At 43.1% G+C, this 23,169-nt stretch carries 27 protein-coding genes; 18 read left to right on the forward strand and 9 right to left on the reverse strand.

Annotated features, from left to right (window positions below; all coding sequences use genetic code 11):
* Nucleotides 1–107 precede the first annotated feature (107 nt).
* Nucleotides 108–1,307 carry a bifunctional phosphopantothenoylcysteine decarboxylase/phosphopantothenate--cysteine ligase CoaBC gene (gene coaBC, locus NL646_RS15425; RefSeq protein WP_020839956.1) on the reverse strand — a complete coding sequence of 400 codons (1,200 nt, stop codon included), beginning with the start codon at nt 1,305–1,307 and terminating at the stop codon, nt 108–110.
* A 184-nt stretch (nt 1,308–1,491) separates the two neighbouring features.
* Between coaBC and NL646_RS15430 the strand changes: the two genes are divergently transcribed.
* The 8 genes from NL646_RS15430 (at nt 1,492) to NL646_RS15465 (ending at nt 7,742) form a co-directional block, all read left to right on the forward strand.
* Nucleotides 1,492–3,165: a methyl-accepting chemotaxis protein gene (locus tag NL646_RS15430; protein ID WP_020904348.1), complete on the forward strand. Its 1,674-nt coding sequence runs from the start codon at nt 1,492–1,494 to the stop codon at nt 3,163–3,165.
* 113 nt (nt 3,166–3,278) lie between these two features.
* Entirely contained in the window at nt 3,279–3,953 is a 675-nt protein-coding gene (gene radC / locus NL646_RS15435; protein ID WP_005482037.1) for a DNA repair protein RadC, read from the forward strand.
* A 303-nt stretch (nt 3,954–4,256) separates the two neighbouring features.
* Nucleotides 4,257–4,493, forward strand: a complete 237-nt coding sequence (gene rpmB, locus NL646_RS15440; RefSeq protein ID WP_005467944.1) for a 50S ribosomal protein L28 — start codon at nt 4,257–4,259, stop codon at nt 4,491–4,493.
* A 13-nt stretch (nt 4,494–4,506) separates the two neighbouring features.
* On the forward strand, nt 4,507–4,677 hold the full coding sequence (gene rpmG / locus NL646_RS15445; RefSeq protein ID WP_004410866.1) for a 50S ribosomal protein L33: 171 nt from the start codon (nt 4,507–4,509) through the stop codon (nt 4,675–4,677).
* A gap of 175 nt (nt 4,678–4,852) precedes the next feature.
* Complete coding sequence (locus NL646_RS15450) at nt 4,853–5,329, forward strand: hypothetical protein (RefSeq protein ID WP_253664392.1); 477 nt, start codon at nt 4,853–4,855, stop codon at nt 5,327–5,329.
* A 102-nt stretch (nt 5,330–5,431) separates the two neighbouring features.
* On the forward strand, nt 5,432–6,241 hold the full coding sequence (gene mutM / locus NL646_RS15455) for a bifunctional DNA-formamidopyrimidine glycosylase/DNA-(apurinic or apyrimidinic site) lyase (RefSeq protein ID WP_005496819.1): 810 nt from the start codon (nt 5,432–5,434) through the stop codon (nt 6,239–6,241).
* Nucleotides 6,242–6,337: 96 nt separating this feature from the next.
* A complete protein-coding gene (gene coaD / locus NL646_RS15460; protein WP_005462497.1) occupies nt 6,338–6,820 on the forward strand; it encodes a pantetheine-phosphate adenylyltransferase in 483 nt (160 codons plus the stop codon).
* Nucleotides 6,807–7,742, forward strand: coding sequence for a glycosyl transferase family 90 (locus NL646_RS15465; protein WP_025504105.1), 936 nt, complete (start codon nt 6,807–6,809; stop codon nt 7,740–7,742). Before coaD ends, NL646_RS15465 begins: the two co-directional genes overlap by 14 nt.
* A 47-nt stretch (nt 7,743–7,789) precedes the next feature.
* On the opposite strand, the gene NL646_RS15470 is transcribed toward NL646_RS15465, so the two are convergent.
* The 3 genes from NL646_RS15470 to NL646_RS15480 are packed head-to-tail and all read right to left on the reverse strand — an operon-like array spanning nt 7,790 to nt 10,433.
* Nucleotides 7,790–8,578 (reverse strand): glycosyltransferase family 2 protein, encoded by a 789-nt coding sequence (locus NL646_RS15470; protein WP_025504103.1) that lies wholly within the window; start codon nt 8,576–8,578, stop codon nt 7,790–7,792.
* The gene (locus NL646_RS15475; protein WP_253664393.1) at nt 8,575–9,342 is read right to left on the reverse strand and encodes a glycosyltransferase family 2 protein; all 768 of its coding nucleotides are present in this window, start codon (nt 9,340–9,342) and stop codon (nt 8,575–8,577) included. Before NL646_RS15475 ends, NL646_RS15470 begins: the two co-directional genes overlap by 4 nt.
* A gap of 35 nt (nt 9,343–9,377) precedes the next feature.
* Nucleotides 9,378–10,433 carry a glycosyltransferase family 9 protein gene (locus NL646_RS15480; protein WP_029829999.1) on the reverse strand — a complete coding sequence of 352 codons (1,056 nt, stop codon included), beginning with the start codon at nt 10,431–10,433 and terminating at the stop codon, nt 9,378–9,380.
* A 107-nt stretch (nt 10,434–10,540) separates the two neighbouring features.
* Here NL646_RS15480 and NL646_RS15485 point away from each other — a divergent pair, with 107 nt between their 5' ends.
* From NL646_RS15485 to NL646_RS15530, 10 genes are all read left to right on the forward strand, one after another.
* Nucleotides 10,541–10,948, forward strand: a complete 408-nt coding sequence (locus NL646_RS15485; RefSeq protein WP_005459671.1) for a diacylglycerol kinase — start codon at nt 10,541–10,543, stop codon at nt 10,946–10,948.
* 10 nt (nt 10,949–10,958) lie between these two features.
* Entirely contained in the window at nt 10,959–11,669 is a 711-nt protein-coding gene (locus tag NL646_RS15490; RefSeq protein WP_253664394.1) for a 3-deoxy-D-manno-octulosonic acid kinase, read from the forward strand.
* A 92-nt stretch (nt 11,670–11,761) separates the two neighbouring features.
* Nucleotides 11,762–12,826, forward strand: coding sequence for a dTDP-glucose 4,6-dehydratase (gene rfbB, locus NL646_RS15495; RefSeq protein ID WP_253664395.1), 1,065 nt, complete (start codon nt 11,762–11,764; stop codon nt 12,824–12,826).
* The gene (gene rfbA / locus NL646_RS15500; RefSeq protein ID WP_253664396.1) at nt 12,826–13,692 is read left to right on the forward strand and encodes a glucose-1-phosphate thymidylyltransferase RfbA; all 867 of its coding nucleotides are present in this window, start codon (nt 12,826–12,828) and stop codon (nt 13,690–13,692) included. The genes rfbB and rfbA overlap by 1 nt, the downstream gene beginning before the upstream one ends.
* 3 nt (nt 13,693–13,695) lie before the next feature.
* Entirely contained in the window at nt 13,696–14,124 is a 429-nt protein-coding gene (locus tag NL646_RS15505) for an FdtA/QdtA family cupin domain-containing protein (protein WP_253664397.1), read from the forward strand.
* Nucleotides 14,093–14,845, forward strand: a complete 753-nt coding sequence (locus tag NL646_RS15510) for an N-acetyltransferase (RefSeq protein ID WP_253664398.1) — start codon at nt 14,093–14,095, stop codon at nt 14,843–14,845. The genes NL646_RS15505 and NL646_RS15510 overlap by 32 nt, the downstream gene beginning before the upstream one ends.
* Nucleotides 14,838–15,248, forward strand: coding sequence for a MaoC family dehydratase (locus tag NL646_RS15515; protein ID WP_020839968.1), 411 nt, complete (start codon nt 14,838–14,840; stop codon nt 15,246–15,248). The genes NL646_RS15510 and NL646_RS15515 overlap by 8 nt, the downstream gene beginning before the upstream one ends.
* 1 nt (nt 15,249) lies before the next feature.
* On the forward strand, nt 15,250–16,347 hold the full coding sequence (locus NL646_RS15520) for a DegT/DnrJ/EryC1/StrS aminotransferase family protein (protein WP_253664399.1): 1,098 nt from the start codon (nt 15,250–15,252) through the stop codon (nt 16,345–16,347).
* 9 nt (nt 16,348–16,356) lie between these two features.
* On the forward strand, nt 16,357–17,130 hold the full coding sequence (locus NL646_RS15525) for a glycosyltransferase (protein ID WP_253664400.1): 774 nt from the start codon (nt 16,357–16,359) through the stop codon (nt 17,128–17,130).
* 222 nt (nt 17,131–17,352) lie between these two features.
* A complete protein-coding gene (locus NL646_RS15530; RefSeq protein ID WP_253664401.1) occupies nt 17,353–17,847 on the forward strand; it encodes a DapH/DapD/GlmU-related protein in 495 nt (164 codons plus the stop codon).
* A 108-nt stretch (nt 17,848–17,955) separates the two neighbouring features.
* Here NL646_RS15530 and NL646_RS15535 read toward each other — a convergent pair whose 3' ends face one another.
* The 5 genes from NL646_RS15535 to lpxM are packed head-to-tail and all read right to left on the reverse strand — an operon-like array spanning nt 17,956 to nt 23,163.
* Nucleotides 17,956–19,059 (reverse strand): glycosyltransferase, encoded by a 1,104-nt coding sequence (locus NL646_RS15535; RefSeq protein ID WP_253664402.1) that lies wholly within the window; start codon nt 19,057–19,059, stop codon nt 17,956–17,958.
* A gap of 52 nt (nt 19,060–19,111) precedes the next feature.
* Nucleotides 19,112–19,828, reverse strand: coding sequence for a glycosyltransferase family 25 protein (locus tag NL646_RS15540; RefSeq protein WP_253664403.1), 717 nt, complete (start codon nt 19,826–19,828; stop codon nt 19,112–19,114).
* Nucleotides 19,829–19,853: 25 nt separating this feature from the next.
* Nucleotides 19,854–21,125 (reverse strand): lipid IV(A) 3-deoxy-D-manno-octulosonic acid transferase, encoded by a 1,272-nt coding sequence (waaA, locus tag NL646_RS15545; protein ID WP_253664404.1) that lies wholly within the window; start codon nt 21,123–21,125, stop codon nt 19,854–19,856.
* The gene (waaF, locus tag NL646_RS15550; protein ID WP_253664405.1) at nt 21,119–22,177 is read right to left on the reverse strand and encodes a lipopolysaccharide heptosyltransferase II; all 1,059 of its coding nucleotides are present in this window, start codon (nt 22,175–22,177) and stop codon (nt 21,119–21,121) included. The genes waaA and waaF overlap by 7 nt, the downstream gene beginning before the upstream one ends.
* Nucleotides 22,174–23,163 carry a lauroyl-Kdo(2)-lipid IV(A) myristoyltransferase gene (gene lpxM / locus NL646_RS15555; RefSeq protein WP_253664406.1) on the reverse strand — a complete coding sequence of 330 codons (990 nt, stop codon included), beginning with the start codon at nt 23,161–23,163 and terminating at the stop codon, nt 22,174–22,176. The genes waaF and lpxM overlap by 4 nt, the downstream gene beginning before the upstream one ends.
* Between the last annotated feature and the right edge of the window lie 6 nt (nt 23,164–23,169).

Genomic DNA, 23,169 nt, shown 5'->3' on the forward strand with positions numbered 1-23,169 from the left:
AGTCGCATCACACTAGACTGCTGAGGGCGGAATGGGAGATTTAACACCCTCAGTTGTCATGTTTAGACTAAATTTGTGCCAGTTCTTAATTAGAAAATAAGTGCGAATTACATCAATTCACGCATTTTCTCGAGGATTTTGAAGCTCAGGGCTTCTTTTGACTCTAGAGCTAATGCAAGTTCACCATCAGGCCAAAATAGGGTGATGGCGTTGTCATTACTATTGAAGCCTTGGCCTTCGACTGACACATCGTTAGCGCAGATCATATTGAGGTTTTTCTTCGCTAACTTTCCTCGGGCATAAGTTTCGACATCGTTGGTTTCTGCTGCAAAACCTACCGTAAATGGGCGCTTATCAGTCAGTGCTGCGACGGACGCTACAATATCAGGGTTTTTCACCATTTTGATGGTCATCTGATCGTTGTCTGCCGTCTTTTTCAACTTTTGAGACGCAATGGCCTCTGGTCGATAATCCGCTACTGCTGCGCAGCTGATGAACGCGTCGTGACTGATGGCTTGAGCCATCACGGCCTCATACATTTCTTGTGCGCTAGACACGTTAATGCGCTCCACTCCCATCGGTGTGCTCAGGTTGACAGGGCCGCTCACTAGCGTGACTTTTGCGCCTAACTGCGCGGCAGCGTTTGCTAGTGCATACCCCATTTTCCCAGAGCTGTGGTTCGTAATGTAACGCACTGGGTCGATGGCTTCTCGCGTTGGGCCTGCTGAGATCAGAATGGACTTGCCTTCCAAGACTTTAGGTTGGAAAAACTGCTCACACAGATGCACCAATTGCATTGGTTCAAGCATTCGACCCGGACCAACATCACCACAGGCTTGTTCACCTGCTGCTGGACCCCAAATGTGCATACCGCGGCGAGCTAAAGTCGCAATGTTCTCTTGTGTCGCGATGTTGCGATACATCTGCTGATTCATTGCTGGAGATACCGCAACAGGCGAATCCGTTGCCAACACTAACGTCGTCAATAAATCATTGCCCATGCCAGCTGACATACGAGCAATGAGGTCTGCCGTAGCAGGAGCAAGCAGCACTAAATCCGCCCATTTAGCTAACTCGATGTGACCCATTGACGCTTCAGCCGCCGGATCGAGCAAGCTATCGGATACTGGTCGTCCTGAGACGGCCTGCATGGTTAACGGAGTAATAAACTCTTTTGCAGCTTTCGTCATGACGACTTGAACTTGTGCCCCTCTCTCTATTAGGCGACGGGTTAGCTCCGCACATTTATACGCGGCAATACCGCCACTGATGCCGAGTAGAATTTTCTTTCCTGCTAGTGTTTGCATGTGAGATCTCCAATTTTTCTGGCAGCGAGTTTAGCATAACGGACTGTTTCAGCACCCAAGCAAATCAAATCCACATCAAACTCCGCGGCATTAGTTACACAAGTGGAGAAAAAACTCCCGCCTATCTCACAGACAATTTGAGCTGATTTTGTAAGATTGAAAAGAAAAAAGAGGTGGTACAAACATGGTGTTGAAAAGTCGAAACAAATTGCTGCTGATAACCTTAATTCCTCTGTTGTTGATCACGACATTGATCTCTGTGGTGTATTACATCAACAGCAGTAAGAGTTTGGAGGCGGAGCTCGTTCGAGACAGACAGGAGCTGATTGATGCGCGTAAGAAAGAGCTAAAAGCCTACATGATGATGGGTGTAACGGCGATTAAGCCGCTGTATGACTCTGACGTTAATGGCAGTAATAAACAAGCGGCGAAAGAAATCTTAAAAGCGATGCGCTTTGAAAGTGATGGGTACTTTTTCGCGTATGATTCTCAGGGCATCAATACCTTACATGCCATCAAACCGTCGCTGGAAGGTAAAAATCTGTATGACCTTAAAGATGAAAATGGCGTTGCGGTGATTGCTGGATTAATTGATGCGTCGCAAAAAGGCGATGGCTTTTTGTATTTTTCTTGGCACAAACCAACCATCAACGCTCAGGCACCGAAATTGGGTTACGCTGAGTATCTACAAAAATGGGACTGGGTGCTTGGTACTGGGATCTACATTGATGACATCGACCAACAAGTTGCCATGCAGCGTGAATTGCGCACGCAAGAGTTAAATCAACACACTTTATCTGCGGTGACAATCTCGGTGATTGGCCTGATTATTACCAGCATCTTAACCAGCATTGCTGTCTCGAAAGGCATTAAACCACTTCAGCACGTCGCCGATTCTCTCAAAGATGTTGCTGCGGGTGGCGGTGACTTAACTGCGCGTCTAAAAGTGGAAAGTAAAGACGAAGTTGGCGAAGTCGCGGCTGCCTTTAATGAGTTTATGGATAAACTTCACCCACTGATGCAGGACATTCATCAATCTGCTTCTGCCGTTCAAACAGTTTCTGAAGAACTGAATGATCAAACGCGCACAGCGAGCGGTCAAATGCAGAGTCACTGTTTGGAAACGGATAAAGTGGTGACGGCCGTAACAGAGATGAGCATGACGGCAAAAGAAGTCGCAAGCAATACAAATGCCACTGCGCAGGCCATTGACGATGCGAACGATCAGGTGACCGAAGCCCAGCGAGAGGTCGAACAAGCGATTCAAGGCATTACTGAGTTGGTTACAGAGATCAACAGCACATCGGATGCTATCTCTGAGTTGAGTCAGCAAACGGAGCAGATTACCAAAGTATTGGATGTGATTGGCGAGATTGCTGAGCAGACCAACTTATTGGCGCTCAATGCGGCAATTGAAGCCGCGCGAGCGGGCGAGCAAGGGCGTGGATTTGCAGTGGTGGCCGATGAAGTACGTTCACTAGCGAGCCGTACGCAAAATAGCACTCATGAGATTGGCGATATGCTTAAACAGCTACAAAGTGGGGTATCTCGAGCCGTCACGACCATGTCCGCCAGTCAAGAACGCGGAGTGAAAACGGCTGAAGAGTCGGCACTGATTCAACAGTCTTTGTCTGGTGTCCACCATTCTATTGGTACAATTCGAGATATGGGAATTCAAACCGCATCAGCGGCAGAAGAACAAAGTGCGGTGGCGGAAGACATCAACCAGAACTTGGTGGCGATTCAACAGATCGTCAACAACATCAATGATACCTTGCAACACGCAGAAACGATCAGCACTCAGTTGTCACAATCTGGCACGGAAATTCACGATCTGGTCGGCAACTTTAAACTCTGATGAACCATTAAATTACACATAAAATCAGTGTGGAACGAAGAAAGCGAAAGTCACCCTCGACTTTCGCTTTCTGTTTTGTGGAATAGGGATTCTTACCTTTAAAGAGAGTTCCGATGATACTCAAAGCTTTGCCAAATGAGTCGATGCCACGAGAGAAACTTCTGCAACGTGGGCCGCAGGCGTTAACCGATGCCGAATTACTGGCGATATTCCTCCGCACGGGCACGCAAGGCATGAACGTGATTGAGTTGGCCGATTTCCTTATTCAAGATTTTGGTTCGCTTAGGCAGTTGTTCTCCGCTTCAGAACAGGAGTTTTGTCAGCATAAAGGGCTAGGGCAGGCCAAATATGTGCAATTGCAAGCGGTGTTAGAAATGACTCAGCGATATTTGGCGGAAACCCTCAAGCGTGGCGACGCCTTAACCAGCCCTGAGCAAACTAAATTGTATCTCTCCTCTATATTAAGAGACCGCCAAAGAGAGGCTTTTTACATTCTTTTCCTCGATAACCAACACCGAGTAATAAAAGATGAGATTTTATTCGAAGGAACCTTGGATGCCGCATCAGTTTACCCTAGAGAAGTAGTAAAAAGAGCCCTGCACCACAACGCGGCTGCTTTGATTTTGGCGCACAATCACCCGTCCGGTGTCGCCGAGCCGAGCCAGGCAGACCGCAGGATTACAAGGCGATTAATTGATGCGTTGGCGCTGGTGGATATTCGCATTTTGGACCATTTCGTTATTGGTGATGGGGAAAGTGTCTCTTTTGCAGAAAGAGGATGGATATAACTGTGCGTTTTTTAGGTTGTTAGTTGCTAAAAATCTGCTATCATCCTCGCCACTAAATTTTTAACTGAATTCAGCTTGGACTGCTAGAAAAAACCTGCTGTCTAAAAAAAGATCACGAAAACCTGTAAAAAGGATCTGTTCGGGTCTTGAGCAATGCATATCAAGTTAGTATAATGCGCGACCTTTGATAGCCTTGTATGGATTTTCCATAGCGGTTCTTAACCTCTAACTTCTTTTCGAGAGATAGAGAGGTTCGGCCACCAAGGTTGATATCGAGCTGAAACGATTTTGGAGAAGACATTCATGTCACGAGTATGCCAAGTAACTGGTAAGCGTCCAGTAACGGGTAACAACCGTTCACACGCACGAAATGCTACTAAGCGTCGTTTTCTGCCGAACCTACAAACTCATCGTTTCTGGGTAGAGAGCGAAAAACGTTTTGTTAAACTACGCCTTACTGCAAAAGGTATGCGCATCATCGACAAGAAAGGTATCGATACTGTTCTTGCTGATATCCGTGCACGTGGCGAAAACGTTTAAGAGGAAATAGGCAATGGCAAAGAAAGGCGTTCGTGAGAAAATCCGTCTAGTATCTTCAGCAGGTACAGGCCACTTCTACACAACTGATAAGAACAAGCGTAACATGCCAGGCAAATTTGAGATCAAGAAATTTGATCCAGTTGTACGCCAGCACGTTATGTACAAAGAAGCTAAAATCAAATAATTGATTTTGTCTCTTTGACGATTTGAAAAACCCAACTTTCGAGTTGGGTTTTTTATTATCTGAAATCCTCACTATTCCTTCAAATCCACCTTCACCATGTTTACATGCTGATGCTCTAGTCAATTCCTGTAACCTTTGCTAGTTTGTCTCTAGAACTAAGATAGTAGGAACCGTTATGCGTATTAGTCCGACTCGCCGTCGCCGTTGGAACAATATTCTAATATTGGGCATTATCGCGTTTATCGTGATCTTAAATGCGCCAATGTGGATCAAAACGTACTTGTTATCAGAGAACGTTGATCCTTATCCGCATTTACTTCGAACTGATCATTCGGTTAGCGCTATTTATTCCAATAGTCTTGAATTGGAGTTTCGCGATGGGCGATGGCATGCGAATGCAGATGCTCCTCTCCCTCTATCTGAACTTATTGCTCGCTGGCAAGCGCTCGAAGGTACGGAGTTATCTGCGCAGCAATACGACACTCTTAAAGATAAGTTAGGCACACCAGAAACCATCGAAGTTTGGTATCAAGGCGTCGAAGAACCGCAGCGAATTACTCTTTATCGTCTTCATGATTTTTGGTTGTTCAAGAATTGGCAAGACAAGTGGATCGCGATTTCTGTTGATAGCAATTACATCATGCCTAAGTGAGAGGTGGTCAATAACCTCGTAGGTAAGCAGTGTTTACGCTTGTACTTTTCGATTATTCTAACTGCCTTTCAGTAAGGCTTTGAGTGTTCTAAGGAGAAATAAATGCCTGAACTACCAGAAGTTGAAGTAAGCCGGATGGGTATTAGTCCACATATGGTTGGACAAACGATTAAGGCATTTGTTTTTCGCACCCCCAAACTGCGCTGGGATATCCCGCAAGAGCTGAAATTGCTTGAAGGGCAAGTGATTCGAGCCATTCATCGCCGCGCAAAGTATTTGCTCATAGAAACGGATGCAGGGACTGCTATTGTGCACCTTGGAATGTCTGGCTCGTTACGTGTGTTGGATGCTGATTTTCCTGCGGCTAAGCACGATCATGTCGATCTCAAACTTACAAATAGTAAAGTGCTGCGTTACAACGATCCTCGACGTTTCGGTGCTTGGCTATGGTGCGCTCCTGGTGAGTCACATGCGGTACTTGATCATATGGGACCAGAGCCTCTAACTGATGCGTTTAATAGCGAGTACATTGCCGATAAAGCGCAAGGTAAGCGTGTCGCGGTAAAGCAGTTCATCATGGACAACAAGGTCGTGGTCGGTGTGGGGAATATTTACGCCAATGAATCTCTGTTTAAATCTCGTATTCTCCCAACCCGACAAGCAGGTCAAGTGACACCCCAAGAGTGGGTGCTGTTAGTGGAAAACATCAAAGCCACGCTAAAAATTGCCATTAACCAAGGTGGTACGACTCTAAAAGACTTCGCTCAAGCCGATGGCAAGCCGGGTTATTTTGCTCAAGAACTTCTAGTGTATGGAAAAGCGGGTGAGCCTTGCCCAGAATGTGGCGAGCCGCTTCAAGAGCTAAAAATTGGCCAACGTAATACCTTCTTCTGTAATGAGTGCCAGCAATAGAAATACGATCGCGTACGGTGTATTGCTATCAAGCAGTTGTAATCGCCGACCTTTCCTTCAATAATTCATACAATTTTGAACAGATCAGTACATCCTATGAAAGTCATTTACCCAGGTACATTTGATCCAGTGACCAATGGTCACTTAAATCTTATCGAGCGCACTCATGAAATGTTTGATGAAGTCGTTATTGGAGTAGCTGCAAGCCCTTCAAAGAACACTATGTTCACATTGGAAGAGCGCGTCGCTTTGATGGAAGAGGTAGTGGCACATTTACCTGGCGTGACAGTAAAAGGGTTTTCTGGATTGTTAGTGGATTTTGCTCGCCAAGAACAAGCCAAAGTGCTGATTCGTGGGTTAAGAACGACAGTCGACTTTGAGTATGAGTTTGGTTTGACCAACATGTATCGAAAACTACTACCTGGGATTGAGAGTGTATTTCTGACTCCAGAAGAAGAGTTTGCCTTTTTATCTTCGACCATCGTGCGTGAAGTTGCTATCCATGGCGGCAGTATTGAGCAGTTCGTTCCCGCGGCCGTTGCTAACGCTATTGAGAAGAAAGTAAATGAAAGACAGTAAGTTTCCTTATTATTTCTCAAACGCACTTTCGATGCTGGTTCCTCGTTTTGTATATCGAGCACAGGCAAAGCGTTTACTTTCGACTCTGACTGAAGCGGAGAAGCAGTACTGTCTTGAGCGAGTAAATTACTACAACAAGTGTGGGCAGCCATTTACGGTCGATAGCCGAGAACAGAGTTACGCTAAAATTGGCGAATTCAAAAAAACAAAAGGTTGGACTTATTTTTTCGATACGCGCCAAGTCATACGCTATTTCCCGTCTGAGTTTACATTCAACTACATTAATGGCGATGTGACGCATATTCCCAATGTTCCGAGCTTTATTAAAAGTCGCCCTATCCACGGCGACAATCAGAATTCTGTCGTTTTAAAGCTGAATCAAATTCGTCATTTCAAATTTATTGATGACGAAATGAGCTACCACGATAAGAAAGATATGGTGGCGTGGCGAGGTGTCGGTTTCCAACCGCACCGTTGCAAGGTGATACAAGCGTTCTATGACCATCCCCGTTGCAATATAGGTCAAACTCGACCGCAAGAAGGACAGCCTTGGGAAAAAGGCTTTATGAGTATTGAGGAGCAACTTCAATACAAGTTCTTGCTGTGTATTGAAGGCAATGATGTCGCAACCAACCTGAAGTGGGCAATGTCCTCTAACTCATTGGTTATTATGTCGAAACCTAAGTACGAAACGTGGTTTATGGAAGGTAAGCTAGAAGCTGGCATCCACTATGTTGAAGTGCAGGATGATTATTCAGATTTGCCTGAAAAGATGGACTATTACTTAGCGAATGAGCAAGAAGCATTGGCGATCATTGAGAATGCGCACCAATGGGTTGAGCAGTTTAAAGATAAACGTAAAGAGCGTTTGATCTCGTTGATGGTTGCCGATAAGTACTTCACCTTATCTCATCAACAATAAAAAGGGGCGAAACGCCCCTTTCATATTCTTGTAAGCTTCCAAAGTTTTTAAGCTTTTAGAAACTGGTCAACACCGCTTTCACAACGCTTAAGCTTGTTTTTAATGGTTTTCTCTAAGATTTCATCGTTTTGGCCCAATGACGCGCGAGAGTTTTCTACGTGGTACAAGTGGTAGCCTACACCTGCGAATTTTAGGTAAAGACGTGATTTGCCTGCATTCAACATGCGATGAACAAACTCGCTGTCTTCGCGTCCCCATCCAACAAAATCTTGGTTGAAGCCATTCACCTCGATGACATCTTGTCGCCAAAACGCCATGTTACAGCCGCGAGTTGCTTTATCGTTGTTGCGTTCGTATGAGAACAAGTTCGATAGCAGTGAGTTTGTGATGCAGTTCTTTCGGTTGCGGATCCCTTTGCTAAACACCGAAGGAACCAATCCGTTTTCCATAATGTCACGACTACACGTTTCGTCCGTCAGAACTCGACCGCCTTGAACAAACCAATTTGGTTTTGCTACGCGTTTGTGGGATTCGATAAAAGTTTGCGACAAAACCATATCGCCATCGACCATGATCAGGTAATCACCTGAAGCTTTAGCGATTGCACGGTTACGGCTCATGGAAAGCTGGAAGCCATTATCCTCGTGCCAACTATGAATCAGTGGAACCGGAAAACCTTCACGCATTTGGTCAATCATTGCTTTGGTGTCTTCTCGAGAACCATCATCTGCAACAATCACTTCGTCAGGCAAAACGGTTTGACGTTTTACGCTTTCTAACACCGCTTTTAATGCTTCTTTCCAGTTATAAGTGGTGATTATTAAAGTCGTTTTCATGATTTCTTTGCCTGTTCACGTAAGTAAAGATCAATGTATTTCACAAAGGTAGAGTGCATGCTAAGCCACGCCAGAATAAAGCCATGTTTACCATCAAGAAAGCCTCTCTTGAGGATGTACATTTTTAAAAAACTGGCAAGAGCATGGACAATTGCAGTGGTTAAGCCGGATTTCTTTTTACCTTCACGCTCATCCGTCCAGGCCTTGAGGTAACAAGTGGTTTTATTGATGTAATGATGAAGATGCTCGTAAGTATAGTGATGCAATCGACCATCTAACTTTTCAGTCTGATAGCTTTTCTCATCGACTTTTTCATGCACGAGTGAATCGTTGTAGTGCGTATATTCAGTGCGATACAAGCGAACAATCCAATCTGGAGACCAGCCAGAATGGTAGATGAACTTTCCGAATGCTGAGCTAAGTCGATTTAGTTTATATAAAACGTTAGGCTTATCTGCTGAAACAGCCTGTAAAATGCTTGCTTTTAGCTCAGGAGTAACCTGTTCATCGGCATCTAACCACAATACGTAGTCGGCCGTAACATATTGCTGCGCAAGTTGGCGTTGTTTTCCAAACCCCGGCCAGTCTAAGTTGGTATAGAACTTATCGGTGTATTGTCGGGCAACTTCTTTAGTGCGGTCGGTACTGCCCGAGTCGAGGATGACAATCTCATCAACCCAACCTTTTACGGTGTCTAGACAAGCTTTTAAATGCTTCTCTTCATTTTTGACGATTAAGGCAACGGCTAAAGTTGGCTTGGACAAATTGACTTCCTTCTTAACAAATCTATACAGGGAGTTTACTGGTATTGCGGGTACAAATCTTCTACGACTTGATTGAACATTGTAATCACTTGCTTGCTTGTGATGCGATTCATTGCTTTTTCATCTTTCGCACGAGTTCTCCAGCTTAGTTGTTGGCTGGTTTTTCCTGTTTCAGCCAAGATGACTTCCTCATAAACTGAGACGGCATACTGTAGATAGCGATATGGGCCCACTCGAACCGGATTATGGTGGGCGTATAAACCAATGATCGGTGTGTTCATGGCGCTTGCCATGTGAGCTGGCCCGGTATCAGGCGCGATGACCATGTCTACTTTGTCAATCAGAGCCAGCATTTGCAGGATTGAGCTTTGCCCAACTAAATTTAGACATGGCTCTTCCAGTCGAGATTGAATGGCATCTGCCAAATCCAGTTCGACTTGAGCTGGGCTGCCAGCCAGAATTACATTCCAACCTTGTGCTCTCGCATGGTGGATGACGTCTATGTACCCTTCAGCATTCCAGTTTTTATATGCTTTACTGGCTCCTGGCACAATCAGTAGGTTGGGTTTGTCGCAAGAAACATGACTCTCTGCCCACTCTTGGTCTTGTGTGGAGTAGGAAAGTGCCCAGTCTAGCTCCGTGTTAGGGATGCCAATTTGATGAGCAAATGCCATCAAACCATCCGCCACGTGCAGAGATTGTGGTGAGGGAACTTTGACATTGGTGAATAGTGTTTGAAAATCTTGGCTTCTGTCAGACGAAAAACCAAGTTTGTATTTTGCCTTAATGCCCAAAGTCGCGACGCTAGCTCGAATCGCATATTGCATATGTAACAGAGCATCAAATTCTCGGCCCTTTAACTGTTTCCACAAGGCTTTATAGCCATCTAAACCAGCTTTTTTATCGAATACAATGACTTCGACCCCCTCAATCGCCGCTAGCAACTGAGCTTCCAACTTGCCAGTAATCCAAGTTATTTGCGTGGTTGGCCACTGTTTCTGGATTGCTTGCACAGTAGCGATGGTATTACACACATCTCCAATAGCGGATAAACGCAAGATGCATAATGACGATGGGGCAGAAGTGAACATAATTATTGTCTGACTAGATGAATAGAGGCAGGTAAATTATGCAGACATCCCGAATAAATGTAAAATACACGGCTCCAATATAACGAAGTACCGATAAGTGTTCTGCAATGTCAAAGACAACACCGCATCAATCGCAAGAATCTGGAAAGCCAGGCAATACTGGGGTAAAGCGCATTATCAAAGCGACAGGTTATTCTATACAGGGATTAAAAGCCGCTTTTAAACATGAAGCTGCTGTTCGACAAGAGCTCGCTTTGCTAAGCATTGCTGTGATTTTGGCGTGCGTGGTTGATGTCGGGATGATAGAGCGCATCTTATTGATTGGTGTCGTGGTATTAGTTCTGATTGTCGAACTGATTAACTCCGCGATAGAAGCGGTGGTGGATCGCATTGGTGTTGAACGCCATGAATTAAGTGGTCGCGCTAAAGATATAGGATCGGCAGCCGTTATGGTTGCGTTAGCGTTCGCAGCTTTTACTTGGCTATACATATTGGCCAGTCGCTACCTAGGCTAGAGGTTACAACATGATTCAGCAGTATCGAGATAGCAACCAAGTCATTTGGTTTGATGAGGAGCTTATTGAAGATCCTAGTCAGCCTATTTTTGATGCAGAGTATTGGCAATCCACCAACAAAGTAACTGGCAGTGCGTCAGGGCGTGGCACGACTTGGTTTGTTCAGCTTGATGCGATGCAAGCCGCTCTGCGTCATTATCGACGTGGGGGTTTATTTGGTAAGTTAGTTAAAGACAATTATTGGTTTTCAGGTTGGGAGCAAACGCGTTGTGCGCAAGAGTTCCAACTATTACTTACACTGATTAATGCAGGTGTTCATGTGCCAAGGCCAATTGCTGCGAGAGCTGTGAAATCTGGATTGACATATCAGGCCGATTTATTGAGTGAGCGCATTCCTAACGCAAGAGACTTGGTCAGTATCTTGCTGGAAAAACCGTTACCGGAAGGAAAGTATCAAAAAATAGGGCAAGAAATTGCCAAAATGCACAACGCTGGCGTTAATCACACTGACCTGAATATCCACAACATCTTGATCGATGACAAAGATAAAGTGTGGATTATTGATTTTGATAAGTGCCGCAAACAAGAACACGGCGACTGGAAAAAGCAAAACCTAGAAAGGCTTCTTCGCTCATTCAAAAAAGAATTGCTCAAACGCCAAATCATTTGGCAAGCGTCCGATTTTGATCATGTACAAAAAAGTTATACTGAAAATACGTAAAGTGAGCTTTTTGTCAGTTATTCGTGAGGCAATCCAATAGCGCATTTCGGTACACCCACTAAAAGTACTCATTAAAGTAGGTAACATTTGCAATGAAAATACTAGTAACAGGCGGGGCAGGCTTCATTGGCTCAGCTGTCGTTCGACACATTATTCGTGACACCCAAGATAGCGTCGTGAATTTAGACAAGCTCACCTACGCAGGAAACTTGGAGTCGTTGGTGGATGTCGCGGACAGTGACCGTTATTACTTCGAGCAAGTGGATATCTGTGACCGAACTGAACTAGACCGCGTGTTTTCAGAGCATCAACCCGATATGGTGATGCATTTAGCGGCTGAGTCGCATGTCGATCGCTCTATTGATGGTCCTGCTGCTTTTATTGAGACCAACGTCATGGGCACTTACCATCTTCTTGAAGCGGCGCGTCAATATTGGTCAAGCCTTGAGGAAGCGAACAAATCGGCGTTTCGTTTTCATCATATTTCTACGGATGAAGTGTATGGCGATTTAGAGGGTACGGATGATTTATTCACCGAAACCACTTCATACGCTCCAAGCAGCCCATACTCTGCGTCTAAAGCGTCGAGCGATCACCTTGTACGCGCTTGGCTGCGTACTTATGGTCTCCCAACACTCGTAACCAATTGCTCAAACAACTATGGCCCGTACCACTTCCCAGAGAAGTTGATCCCACTGATGATTCTGAATGCCCTCGATGGCAAGCCTTTACCTGTGTATGGTGATGGCATGCAAATCCGAGATTGGCTGTTTGTGGAAGACCATGCTCGCGCGCTTTACAAAGTCGTGACGGAAGGTGAAATCGGTGAGACCTACAACATCGGTGGCCATAACGAAAAAGCAAACATCGAAGTAGTGAAAACCATTTGTGCTTTGCTTGAAGAGCTGCGACCAGACAAGCCGGCAGGTGTTGAGTCTTATGAATCTTTGATCACTTATGTCAAAGATCGCCCAGGTCATGATGTGCGCTACGCAATTGATGCGACCAAGATTGCTCAAGAGCTTAACTGGACGCCAGAAGAAACCTTTGAAAGCGGCATTCGTAAAACCGTGGAATGGTACCTAAACAACCCGCAATGGTGGCAACGTGTGCTTGATGGTTCATACAGTTTAGAGCGATTAGGAGCGGGCGAATAATGAAAGGCATTATTTTAGCAGGTGGCTTGGGCACTCGCCTTTACCCTATTACACGCGGTGTCTCTAAGCAGTTACTGCCGGTTTATGACAAACCAATGATTTACTACCCGTTGTCGGTACTCATGCTTGCTGGCATTCGTGAAATCTTGATCATCACCACGCCAGAAGACCAGGAAGGATTTCAGCGCCTATTGGGTGATGGCTCAGAGTTTGGCATTGAGTTGCAATACGCGATTCAACCAAGTCCAGACGGCTTAGCTCAAGCCTTCATCATTGGTGAAGAATTCATTGGCGATGATTCAGTATGTTTAGTGCTAGGTGACAACATCTTTTATGGGCAAGGTTTTTCGCCGAAGCTACAACAAGCTGCAGCATTAACAGAAGGTGCGACGGTCTTTGGTTATAAAGTGAAAGATCCTGAGCGTTTTGGTGTGGTGGAATTTGATTCTGATATGCATGCTATTTCTATTGAAGAAAAACCGGTGGCGCCCAAGTCTAACTACGCGGTTACAGGTCTGTATTTTTATGATAATCAAGTCGTTAAGTTGGCAAAACAAGTACAGCCATCAGAACGAGGGGAATTAGAAATCTCTACTCTGAATCAGATGTACCTAGATCAAGGTCACCTTAATGTCGAGCTACTAGGGCGTGGTTTTGCTTGGCTAGATACAGGTACGCACGAGAGTCTGCATGAAGCATCTTCATTTGTTCAAACCATTGAGAATGTACAAGGTCTTAAAGTTGCTTGCCTTGAAGAGATTGCTTACCGTCAAGGATGGTTGTCTAAAGAACAATTACTTCAGGCTGGTGACGCATTGGCAAAGAACGAATATGGTCAGTATCTATTAGCATTATTGGAAGAATAAGTTTTGGCACTAATAAAATGGGTTGATTTTCCAGTTATTGGAGATGAACGAGGTAGTCTTGTTGCGTTAGAGGGAAGTATTAATATTCCGTTTGATATTAAGCGTGTTTATTACTTATTTGGTATGCAGCCTGACTTACCCCGTGGCTTTCATGCACACAAAGAGCTGGTACAACTGGCAGTCTGTTTAAAAGGTCGTTGTGATATTTTAATGGATGACGGTAAAAATAAAGAGACCGTGACATTAGATTCACCGGAAAAGGGATTGATGATTGATGTGATGCAGTGGCATGAAATGAGAGACTTTTCTGAAGACTGTGTACTGCTGGTATTGGCAAGCGATGTATATAATGAAGCAGATTATATTCGTGATTATAGCAAATTCCTTGAAGAGATGAAAAATGGACATACATCCAACAGTGATTGTTTCTGAGAACGCAGAGTTAGGTAAAAACGTTACCATTGGTGCTTATTCAATTATTCATGAGAATGTTGTAATTGGTGACAATACGATCGTTGAATCGTACTGTGAGTTAGGTGTATCCAATCACCTTTCAGGCGGTGAAAAGTTGGTTATTGGTCCGGATTCATATATTCGTTCTCGGAGCACTTTCTATGAAGGGTCTACATTTGGTGCGAAGTTGACGACAGGGCACAATGTTACGGTTCGAGAAAAAACAATAGTAGGTGAAAACTTTCAGCTTGGTACTTTAAGTGATATTCAAGGACACTGTACTATAGGTGATTACGTTAGAACTCACAGTAATGTACATATAGGTCAACATAGTCATATTGGTAATTTTGTTTGGATCTTTCCATATGTTGTCATTACAAACGATCCGCACCCGCCTAGCAATGTGATGCAGGGTGCTACAATTGAAGATTTTGCAGTTCTGGCTACGATGTCAGTTATATTGCCGGGTTCAATAATTTCCGAAGGGGTGTTTGTTGGTGCTCATTCTTGCGTTGGTGGGCGAACTGAAAAGGATATGCTTTATTCCGGTTCTCCAGCAAAAAAAATCTGTCCAACATCAAAGATAAAACTTAAAGATGGCTCCAGAAAGCCAGCTTATCCATGGCGTAAGCATTTTCGCAGAGGTTATCCAGAGGATGTTGTAGCAACTTGGAATAAGGAGCAAATCGAAAATGTATGACATTGAGGAGCTGGAAGTAGGTATGTCTGCGTCATATTCACAGACAATCACTGATGCTGATATCAAGCAATTTGCGGGGATCTCTGGAGATAGAAACCCAGTGCATCTAGATGAAGAATATGCAAGTCAATCAAGGTATGGAAAAAGAATTGCTCACGGAATGAATAGTGCTAGTTTTTTTTCCGCACTTTTTGGCACTAAATTACCGGGTAAGGGATGTGTATATGTTTCACAATCTCTTAAGTTCAGAATGCCAGTTTATATCAACGATACAGTAACAGCGACGGTAATTATTGAAAAAATAGATAAAGATAAACGAAGAGTTTATTTTAAGACATACTGTAAAGTGGGTCGTAAGAAAGTTATAACAGGCGACGCCGAGATTTATATCCCAGAGAAATAAAATGATTCCATTTTTAGATTTAAAAAGCATTAATCAGCAATATCAAGCTGAGCTGAAAGAAGCTTGTGCCCGAGTTATTGATTCTGGCTGGTATATTATGGGTAAGGAGCTGGGTAAATTTGAAACAGATTTTGCCGCTTACTGTGGAACTAAGTACTGCATCGGTGTAGCAAATGGCCTAGATGCCTTGACCCTGACTTTAAGAGCATGGAAGGAGCTAGGGAAGCTTGAGCTCGGCGATGAAGTAATTGTGCCCGCAAATACTTATATTGCTTCTGTTTTAGCGATTACTGAAAATGGTTTGGTCCCGGTTTTGGTTGAACCTGATGAACACTCTTTTAACTTAAGTGCGGCAAATATTGAGGCGGCAATCACTTCGAAGACAAAAGCCATATTGCCTGTTCACCTCTATGGTCAAATATCACCAATGCGTGAAATTATGGGGATTGCTGAGAAGAACCAACTATTGGTTCTGGAAGACTGCGCGCAATCTCATGGTGCGTTAATCGACAAGAAAAAATGTGGCGCCTGGGGGCATGCTGCTGGATTTAGCTTCTACCCTGGAAAAAACCTGGGTGCACTTGGTGATGCCGGCGCTATTACGACTGATGACAAAGAGCTATTTGAGACGCTGATGGCGTTAAGAAATTATGGTTCTCATAAAAAGTATGAGAACAAATACCAGGGTGTTAATTCGCGTTTGGACGAAATTCAAGCGGCAATGTTAAGAGTAAAACTAAAGCATCTGGATGAGGAAACTGATCGCCGCCGAATGATCGCAAACGTATATTTACAGAATATATCGAATTCCAAAATTATTTTACCAACAGTTGACTCGGCTGAAGAGCATGTGTGGCACCTATTTGTGGTGAGAACAGAGTATAGAGAAGATTTGGCTCGTTATCTACACCAAGAGGGGGTGCAAACGCTGGTACATTACCCAACCCCTCCTCATCAACAAGAGGCTTATCGCTGTTTATCGGAAAACACATTGCCCTTGACGGAGAGAATTCACCAAGAAGTGCTAAGCCTGCCAATGGGACCAACTCTTTCGGTTGAAGACGCAGAAAAAATTGTCCGGATTATTAATCAATATTAGGATAATTAAATGAAGAAAATTATTGATGATATGATTGTGGCAATATTTTGCTATAAGCAATCTGCGTATATTGAAGGTGCTATCAAATCTATATTTAATCAGACGGTTTGGCCTAAAAAGCTGTACATTTTTGATGATTGTTCCCCCGATGATACCGAGACGGTGATTGAAAAAACACTCATGGAAAAGCCAGAAGGGCTTAATATTGAGTTTATTAAAAATGAATGTAATGTTGGCCTCGTCTCTCAATTTAATAAATTGAAAGGGATGTTTAATGATACGCTGATCGTTGTTCAGGCCGGTGATGATATGTCTAAGCCACAACGACTTGAAAAACAATATCAAGCCTGGAAAGAGCAGAGAGATGTTAAGCTCATTTTGTCGCAGTTTGACAAGATTGATGAACATGGCAACTTTGTTTCTGGCAGAGATGAAGGTGAAGTTTTTGATGACTCTTATCAATCAATTATCGAGCGTCAAGTTTTACCAGCAGGCTGTACCGCAGCGATTGACTCATCATTGTTTAATGATTTTCCGGAAATTGATAAAGAAGTTATCAACGAAGATCGAGTATTTATCTTCAGAAGCCGATTAAAAGGAAAAAGCATTAAGTTAATGGAGTCATTAATTGACTATCGATATGATGTTGGAATTAGTGCCTTAAAACAAAGAACAAAAGAAGAATTCATCAATAAATGGAAAGTGATGTATGAAAGAGAGTTAATTGATTTACGGATGAATATAAAAGATGCTAAGGGCTGTAGGAAATACAGAGGTAGTTAAAGCTCTAGATGAAAAACATCTGTTTGTGGAAATATTAAGAGCTCTCTTTAGTGGAGAATTTGATAGTAAAGCTCAAGCATGGAAGACTTACTTTTCCCGAGGTGTTAAGTTAAGTCGATTGTTTAAATTCAATAGAAGAGTAAAGAAGTATTTCAGAAACTCTAGTTGTTGAGCAGGATTGCTAGTTACTTCTGTCATTGAGCTTTAGGTGGTAATGTTGGTATGAGATATCTAATTATTAAAAAAATAATAGCCAAATACAGAAAGTTTGCTTTGTGTATATACCGGAGAAAGTTCTTATTTTATGCGTTATTTAGGGAAGGTCAGACAGAAATTGGGAGGGATATTTCTATTAATCAGCCTGTCAAGATTGTGGGTAAAGGAAGGGTTAGTATTGGTGATGGTGTTTGTTTGGGTTATGACACATCTCCACAATTGCGACTTTCAGAAGTATATATAGAAGCCCGAGGCGAAGAAAGTACTATTGAAATCGGTCGAAATGTGATGATTAACAATGGTAGTGCCGTTATTGCCGATAAATCCTCTATACATATAGGTGATGAAACATTAATTGGTCCCGGTTTTATGTGTTTGGGGAGTAATTTTCATCCACTTTCTCCTGATAAAAGAAAGACATCAGATTACACATGTAAGCCTATCATAATCGGTCGAAATGTTTTCATTGGTGCAAATGTTGACTATTCTGCAAGGCGTTGAGATCGGAGATAACAGTGTTATTGGCGCTGGTTGTTTGATATCACAGAATGTTGAAAAGAACTAAATAGTGAGGGCAAATGCCCCCATAATAGAAACTCTTAATATTGATTAGTGGTGTTGTTTAATTAGTTTATAGTATTGGCGGCTCATAAAATTAAGAGAAAATTCTTCTCGTAGCGGGATGGTAAAATCCTTGGGAGAGTTATAAAGCTCAATGATTTTATCTCTCAGACTTGATGTGCTTGCTTCACTGAGGCAGTGTTTAAAATTTTCTCCGAAGATCTCTCTGGGGCCGCTATTACAATCGGTTGAAATCACCGGCGTTCCTAAGGCGATGGATTCTAATAATACTGTCGGTAGCCCCTCATAATCTGATGATAGGATAAAACCACTCGAGTTTGCTATCCATGGATAAGGGTTGCTCACAAAGCCGGGCATATGGATTCGCTTGTCGGCACCTTCCATCTGCGCCATCAGATCGTGTATTTCATTAGTTCGGTGCGAATACTCACCGAGTAGAACCAAATCTACGTCTTTGATGTTTGCCTCCAAGTATGCGCGTACTAAACGATCTTGTCGTTTTGCACGGCTAAAGTTGCCCACATTGATGAAGTATTTTTTACTTGGCAATTGAGTGGGTTCCTGTGCGTAACGCTCAAGCGCCTGTTGGCATACCGCATTATATATCACACTTGTGTTGGTTAGCTTAAAGTTTGTTTTTAAGTCTTCTTCAACCCCTTTTGATACACAGATAATATTTAAACCTTTGTACAGAGAGCGCAGCTTATTTCTTCTAAGTAAACGCTTTAAACCCGTTGAGTTGCTAAGCTTATCGTGGGATAGAGTACTGTGAATGACATGAAAAGTATTATTAAATTCACTGTGTCTCATGATCTTTGATACTGTATCTTGATGACACAGTATCAGTTCTGGTTCAGACGTGGTTATGTTGTTTTTAATATAATCAACAATCAGTTTTGATTTTGACTTTTCGCTAATTCGAAGGTTTAAAGAGTTTCTAATAGTTGTGTCTACATGGTGTATCTTAACACTATTTGAAATTGGTATAAGGCTTTCGTACGGTTTGATTGTAATGATATGTACATCACAGTCATCATATTGACTCAAGCCATCGCTTAATTGGTACACTACTTTTTCAACACCACCGCCTTTTAAGTGTGGCATGATAGATATGATGGTTTTTTTTCTCATAACCGTTCCATAACGAGTAAAATGTTAAAGTGAAAAAATGTATATATTGAAATTATTTGGCTCGTTGATTGTATTCTTTTTGTTTCCATTGTTTGAAAACCCTATACCATTCGATATATATTTTGTTTATCCAGCTTATATTTGATTTAACTTTTCTCTTACCTATAGTGGAAGCTGTATTGCTGCGTGATACTAAAGGAGGAAAGTAACTGTAAATGGTTTGATTTGTTCGCCACTCATTATCCATGAAGTCATCAACCGGTTCGAAAAAAACATCGATCTGTTTGAGGTATCTTTCTGCTGTTGTGGGCGTTATAGCGTAAGCAGAGGTTCCACAAGCACCTTTCAGGTTTGCTATTAGTTTGTATTTTCCATCTATCTTGGCTATATCTACGTGTTTTCGCTCAAAAATATTACCAAGCTTCACTAAACCATATTGCTCTGTAAGCTTTTCTATGTTTTCCAGCTGCTCATGCAGGTGACCAAGTAGTTCAATATTATCTTCAAGAATTAAAATTGGTTCTTGTATTTTTACACAATGTCGCCAAAGAGCAATATGGCTTGCCCAGCAACCTAACTCCGGAACGGTTAGCTGATAGCCTTTGTACTTGCGCGTTTTCTGCGCATCGTAAAGGGTGTATATAAAGTGGTTCGGATCTTTCTTTATGTTTTCGGCGTCAAAAAACTCAAAGTTAATAGATGATAGCACTTGGGTCATATGCTCTCGACGCTCAACAGATTCTTTGAGATTTATTACGTATGTTTTCATGGTCATGGTCATGGTCAGGTCATGGTTATGAGTGCTCTTCTATCCCTTTTAGAGTCTTGTTCAAAGCTCCCGCGTTACCGGCAACAAACGCGGTTGTTTTTTTACTGAGAGCAAAACGGTGGTTATCGTCACGGAGTAGCGAGGTGATGAACAAAGAAAGCTGCTGGCTGTTCTCGATCAGCATGATTGCTTCTTGGTGGCGCATTGCTTTCACGATGTCTGTGAAGTTATAGTAACTTGAACCGATAACAACAGGTATGCCTAAAGCGGCTGGCTCTAAAACGTTGTGCCCACCGACCTTATTTCCAACTAGGCTACCACCCATAAAGCAGATGTCTGCTGCACCAATCAATACGAGCATTTCACCCATTGTATCGCCTAGGTAAATCTGAGTTGTGTTTTCTGCAGGTTGCTTTTCTGTGCGACGGACAGTTTCAAAACCTTGTTTTTTACAAAGAGCGAAAACATCGTCAAATCGTTCCGGATGCCGAGGAACTAAAATGAGTAGAGTATGGGGATGAGATTCTAAAATCTGTTTATGTGCCTCTAATACCTGTTCATCCTCGCCTTTATGCGTACTCGCTGCAATCCATACTGGGCGGTCTTTTCCAAGTTGCGCTCGAAGTGCTTTGCCTTGTTGCTTCACGTGATCTGAAATTTGAATATCAAATTTAATCGAGCCCGTGACCGATAGCTTCTCTTTATTGACGCCTAAGCGTTCAAATCGCTCTGCATCAGAATCCGTTTGACAAAGTACTTGCGTCAAGCATGGATGAAGTTGGTTAAAAAGCCATTGGACTTTTGCGTAATTTTGACAGGATTTTTCTGATAGCCTAGCGTTAACTACGGTGATCGGAATATTGGCTTGTTTGACGACGTTGAGCGTATTTGGCCACAGTTCTGTCTCTATAATCAGCATTTTCTTTGGCTGTATTGCCTTTAGGAAGCTTTTTACAGCAAAGCCAAAGTCTATTGGCATATAGCGGTGCTCAACTAAATCACCCAACTTGGCTATTTGTTCCGCACCAGTGCTCGTGGTTGTTGTGACAACGATAGGTTGCTCTGGATATTGCTGTTTGAGTTCCTTGATTAGAGGTGTTGCCGCGATGCTTTCGCCTACAGAAACAGCATGAATCCAAATTGGACGCTGATGCGTTTTTAACTGTGGGGTAATTCCAAAGTGTTCTTTCCAGCGCCCACCAAATTTGGGTTTATTGGGCTTGCTTTTATATAAGCCCAATAAAAGAAATGGTGAGGCAAGCGCTAACAGTGCCGTATAAATAATTCGAATTAACATGAACTAGTCGCAATGGCTTCGAGCTTCTGGATGCTATCTAGGACTTGTTTTGGCGATAGCTCAGTCAAGCATTTCAAATGTTGGTATTGGCACTCACGCTTGAAACATGGTCGGCAGTCGATATCGGTATGAACCATTTCAACTTTTTCAGCCAGTGGTGGTGTGTACTTTGGTGATGTTGAGCCATAAACAGCAACGACATTACAACCTACAGCGGCTGCTACATGCATTAAGCCTGAGTCATTTGCGACCACCGTTTTACATGCAGCAAGAAGATCGACCGCTTCAATTAAACTGGTTTGCCCTGCTAGAACATGAATGTGTTCATGGAACTGTGTTGGAATAAGTGCACGGATATTGTTACAAGTCTCTAGGTCTTTTTGAGAGCCAAACAGCCATACTTGATGGCCGGCTTTGCACATCTGTGTAGCAACTTCGGCATAGTGTGTTTCCGGCCACTTTTTCGCTGGGCCAAATTCTGCACCAGGACATAGACCAACAGCTGGTCGTTTTTGATCTAAATTGAATTTATTGATGGTTGTTTGCTGTTCTTCTTTATTGATCGACAGGCTAGGGCGAGGCAGTTTATCCAATCCTCCAAGAGAAGATGAATCAACCATTTCTGATTTAGAGTAAGCGAGAGCCACATAACGCTCAACCATGTATTGGAAGGATTTCATATTTGGACGCAGGTCATTGAGAAGACCGTAGCGCATCTCTCCTTTCCATCCTGTACGCAGAGGTATATTCGCAAACCAAGGAATCAGCGCTGATTTCGCTGATTTTGGCAGAATATAAGCGTGGTCGTATTGCTTTTCACGTAATGATTTACCAATCTCTCTGCGGCCTAATAAACTAAACTCACCATGGCCTATCGGCATCTCGATTGCTTGGTGAATTTCTGGCATACGCTCAAGAATAGGCTTACACCAGCCGGGTGCAATAACATCAATTTGGCTTTCCGGGTGCAGTTGCTTTAGTGTGATGTAAAGAGATTGGGACATCACCATATCACCAACCCATGCTGGGCCAATAATTAGAATTTTTTTCATTTTTCAACTTGCCAGTCAGTGTTGTATCTCGGCTTAAAGAGATTGTAATAATTGTTGCCGTCTTCTTGTGAATGCAATAGCTGTAGCACCCACATATATTGTTCTGGTTTATCACCGACGAAGTATTCAATAGCTTCGTTACAGGTGCGGGCGTCTTGCTCTTCGCCTTTATCCAGCTCAAACGCTGGTAAAATCTCAATATCAAACGTACCATCTTCTGTGTTCATTGACGCAAATAGAGGCAGTACTTTTGAGCGTGATAGTTTTGCAATTTTGCCTAAACCAGGTAGCGTTGCTTTACGTGTGGCAAAAAAATCGACAAACACACTATGCTCTGGGCCGTGATCTTGATCGGGTAGATAATACCCTACATAGCCATCTCGAATGGATTTCAGAAAAGGCTTAATGCCACCTGAGCGTTCATAAACACGACCACCGTATTGAACTCTTTGCTTGTACATCAGCCAGTCAGCAACATCATTCTTTTGTTTCTTCGCCATTGCAGAAACTGGCATTCCCATTGAAGCGAGCAAGATAGCAGGCACATCAATAGCCCAAGAGTGGGGAACCATTAAAATCACATTTTCGTTGTTAGCAATGTGCTGTCGTAAAATGTCTAGGCCGCGAATTTGGCAACGGTCCTGAAGCCATTTTGGTGAGCGTAAACTTAGTAACCCGAAGCGAAAAAAGAACATGGCTGCTGTGTAGAGTGTTTTTTCTATCAAAGCTTCACGTTCTTGGAACGACTTTTCTGGAAAACACAGCTCAAAGTTAACCCTCGCTCGGTGAGCTGGCCCTTTGTGGGATTTCGACAGTTTTTTGGCTATGGTTTTCGCCAACCACTTTTGTAAACTCAGTGGCATTAATGATAAAGGTAAAAATAAGATAACACCTAACCACGTGCCCCAGTACTTAGGCGACAGAAAGTGGCGCTTAAACTCAGGGTTATATGCTTTAGGGTCGAAGTCGTTACGCTCAGAAGTCATTAGGGT

Source organism: Vibrio sp. Y20_XG_PY13 (assembly GCF_024181925.1).
Classification (GTDB): domain Bacteria; phylum Pseudomonadota; class Gammaproteobacteria; order Enterobacterales; family Vibrionaceae; genus Vibrio; species Vibrio parahaemolyticus.

What these genes read in the sequence shown, in the direction of transcription:
- coaBC (WP_020839956.1), bottom strand. Translation starts at nt 1,307, where the DNA reads ATGCAAACACTAGCAGGAAAGAAAATTCTACTCGGCATCAGTGGCGGT.
- NL646_RS15430 (WP_020904348.1), top strand. Translation starts at nt 1,492, where the DNA reads ATGGTGTTGAAAAGTCGAAACAAATTGCTGCTGATAACCTTAATTCCT.
- radC (WP_005482037.1), top strand. Translation starts at nt 3,279, where the DNA reads ATGATACTCAAAGCTTTGCCAAATGAGTCGATGCCACGAGAGAAACTT.
- rpmB (WP_005467944.1), top strand. Translation starts at nt 4,257, where the DNA reads ATGTCACGAGTATGCCAAGTAACTGGTAAGCGTCCAGTAACGGGTAAC.
- rpmG (WP_004410866.1), top strand. Translation starts at nt 4,507, where the DNA reads ATGGCAAAGAAAGGCGTTCGTGAGAAAATCCGTCTAGTATCTTCAGCA.
- NL646_RS15450 (WP_253664392.1), top strand. Translation starts at nt 4,853, where the DNA reads ATGCGTATTAGTCCGACTCGCCGTCGCCGTTGGAACAATATTCTAATA.
- mutM (WP_005496819.1), top strand. Translation starts at nt 5,432, where the DNA reads ATGCCTGAACTACCAGAAGTTGAAGTAAGCCGGATGGGTATTAGTCCA.
- coaD (WP_005462497.1), top strand. Translation starts at nt 6,338, where the DNA reads ATGAAAGTCATTTACCCAGGTACATTTGATCCAGTGACCAATGGTCAC.
- NL646_RS15465 (WP_025504105.1), top strand. Translation starts at nt 6,807, where the DNA reads ATGAAAGACAGTAAGTTTCCTTATTATTTCTCAAACGCACTTTCGATG.
- NL646_RS15470 (WP_025504103.1), bottom strand. Translation starts at nt 8,578, where the DNA reads ATGAAAACGACTTTAATAATCACCACTTATAACTGGAAAGAAGCATTA.
- NL646_RS15480 (WP_029829999.1), bottom strand. Translation starts at nt 10,433, where the DNA reads ATGTTCACTTCTGCCCCATCGTCATTATGCATCTTGCGTTTATCCGCT.
- NL646_RS15485 (WP_005459671.1), top strand. Translation starts at nt 10,541, where the DNA reads ATGTCAAAGACAACACCGCATCAATCGCAAGAATCTGGAAAGCCAGGC.
- NL646_RS15490 (WP_253664394.1), top strand. Translation starts at nt 10,959, where the DNA reads ATGATTCAGCAGTATCGAGATAGCAACCAAGTCATTTGGTTTGATGAG.
- rfbB (WP_253664395.1), top strand. Translation starts at nt 11,762, where the DNA reads ATGAAAATACTAGTAACAGGCGGGGCAGGCTTCATTGGCTCAGCTGTC.
- rfbA (WP_253664396.1), top strand. Translation starts at nt 12,826, where the DNA reads ATGAAAGGCATTATTTTAGCAGGTGGCTTGGGCACTCGCCTTTACCCT.
- NL646_RS15510 (WP_253664398.1), top strand. Translation starts at nt 14,093, where the DNA reads ATGGACATACATCCAACAGTGATTGTTTCTGAGAACGCAGAGTTAGGT.
- NL646_RS15515 (WP_020839968.1), top strand. Translation starts at nt 14,838, where the DNA reads ATGTATGACATTGAGGAGCTGGAAGTAGGTATGTCTGCGTCATATTCA.
- NL646_RS15520 (WP_253664399.1), top strand. Translation starts at nt 15,250, where the DNA reads ATGATTCCATTTTTAGATTTAAAAAGCATTAATCAGCAATATCAAGCT.
- NL646_RS15525 (WP_253664400.1), top strand. Translation starts at nt 16,357, where the DNA reads ATGAAGAAAATTATTGATGATATGATTGTGGCAATATTTTGCTATAAG.
- NL646_RS15530 (WP_253664401.1), top strand. Translation starts at nt 17,353, where the DNA reads ATGAGATATCTAATTATTAAAAAAATAATAGCCAAATACAGAAAGTTT.
- NL646_RS15535 (WP_253664402.1), bottom strand. Translation starts at nt 19,059, where the DNA reads ATGAGAAAAAAAACCATCATATCTATCATGCCACACTTAAAAGGCGGT.
- NL646_RS15540 (WP_253664403.1), bottom strand. Translation starts at nt 19,828, where the DNA reads ATGAAAACATACGTAATAAATCTCAAAGAATCTGTTGAGCGTCGAGAG.
- waaA (WP_253664404.1), bottom strand. Translation starts at nt 21,125, where the DNA reads ATGTTAATTCGAATTATTTATACGGCACTGTTAGCGCTTGCCTCACCA.
- waaF (WP_253664405.1), bottom strand. Translation starts at nt 22,177, where the DNA reads ATGAAAAAAATTCTAATTATTGGCCCAGCATGGGTTGGTGATATGGTG.
- lpxM (WP_253664406.1), bottom strand. Translation starts at nt 23,163, where the DNA reads ATGACTTCTGAGCGTAACGACTTCGACCCTAAAGCATATAACCCTGAG.